The sequence below is a fragment of the Acetobacter sp. DmW_125128 genome, assembly GCF_008704325.1.
Taxonomy (GTDB): domain Bacteria; phylum Pseudomonadota; class Alphaproteobacteria; order Acetobacterales; family Acetobacteraceae; genus Acetobacter; species Acetobacter oryzifermentans.
The window spans coordinates 1-1,842 of the sequence record NZ_VHOP01000096.1 but is presented as its reverse complement, the minus strand read 5'-3'; the positions used below and the strand labels follow the sequence as shown (position 1 = coordinate 1,842).

1 pseudogene is annotated in these 1,842 nt (G+C 50.3%); it reads right to left on the bottom strand.

What is annotated here, in order from left to right:
* Positions 1-1,842: pseudogene (locus FKW19_RS15125) on the bottom strand (phage tail protein); the annotation flags it as partial.

The following is a 1,842-nucleotide window of genomic DNA, read 5'->3' as shown; positions in this document are numbered from 1 at the left end:
TCAATGGCCTCAAACTTGCTTTGCAGATCGTCTGTGCTCAGCGTCTTTCCATCCAGAGTGGAAAGTGCTTTGGCCATATCCCCCGTATAGCCGGTGAAATGATCCACCGTGACGTGGCTGGAATCATCAAACTTCGAGACAGACACTTTCATGCTGTCCAGTTCGTCCGCAAGACTTTTCAGGCTTTCCAGATCCTGCGTGAACGTGTCCACGCTATCAAAACTGGACGGCATGAGCTGCTTCAGCTCCAGATTCATGTTGGCTGAAGAGCTGGTCAGATCCAGATCAGGCAGCAGATCTGTCAGGCTGTAGGTATCTTTTTTCTTCCCCTTCTTGGAATAGCCAACTTTGCCGAGTGTATCTGTGTTTGTCGCGGATACGCCCGTATAGTCGAATGCATTGTTGATGCTATCCAGATCGGTCTGAAGCCCAGATGCTACCGTGTCATTTCCATGGATATCCTTGTACACATGGCCGCTGATTGCCAACTGCCCATTATCCACAGAAACATACTGATAATCTTTGCTCCTTTTTGCAAACAGGCTGCCAATGGCATCCCCAATGGCACCAATAACGGAACCACCCACCAGAGATCCCAATGGGCCACCAAATATACCACCGACAATGGAGCCAACGCCCGAACCGACTTCCCCACCGACTTCAGAGCTTTTTGAACCATCAAACAGCTTATCTGTCAGCAGTTTGCTTAGGGAAGAGCCTGCGGCAAAACCGCCTAGCATGCCCATCCCCATATTGAGGGCGCCACCAAGGCTTTCAGTGCCACCGTTCCCAATCCCGCCACTGAACAGGGATGAAAGGCTAAAACTGCTTGACTGATTAAGCTGCTTTTTTTCCTGCTGCACTTCCTCTGGAGACATGGCCCAGCCGGATTGGGAAATGGCATTTAGGTTATCATCCTGAAGCGCACTTCCAGAACCTGAAGCAGAACCCATCTTGCTGAACATATTGTTGAAATCAGACAGGGTTGTGCGTGTTCCCCCATCTATACTGTTCAGCAGAGGATTGATCAGCGCCATTTTTGCAATCATGGACACAATCTGCGCTTCAATGCCCTGCATGGTGGACTTGAAGGACATCCCGCTGGACGTGCCCTGCAGAAATCCCTGCACAACGCCATCAGAAAGCTGATCCGTCATGTCACTCAGACTTCCAGTGAAATCATCTAGTGTCTGCTGTGCATGCTGATATTCCGCCGTGGCGTCAGACAAGGCATCCACACTTTTCAGATAGGTCTGTGTGCTGGTATCTGTAAGAGAATCACCATTGCGCACCAGCTCTTGCTCTGTTTGCATATGCGTGAGCATTTTCTGACGTGCATCATCATTCTGGCCAAGCGAGGCAGTTTCTGCCTGCAACAAGCTGATCTGATCTTTATTCTGCCATGTCTGGCCAATCAGTGCCTGTTCTTTTTGTGTGGCAGTTTGCTTGTCCAGAGCTGCCGTCATTTCATTTACATGCTGCGTGAACGATGTGCTGTGAGGGTCAAATGATTGTAATGCCTCTTCATATGCCTTCTGATAATTTGTGACATGATCAAGAGACGTAGATGTTTGTGCATAGGCCGTATTAACTGCATCCTGTTCATCAGCCTGACGACTGATGGAAGTTACGCTGGCATTCCACTGATCCGCCAGAATGGATTGCTCACGTGCCTGCGCACCCATGATTTGGGCAGCAGAAGCATGCGTGCCGTTGAGAGAAAGCTGCGCCTGGTCAACTTCTTGCGCCACGCTGACCATCTGCCGGTCATAGCCCGTTAAGGCAGATGCGCTTTGTGCGGCTAGCGTTTGCGAATGATCCACTTCCTGCAAGGGATCACGC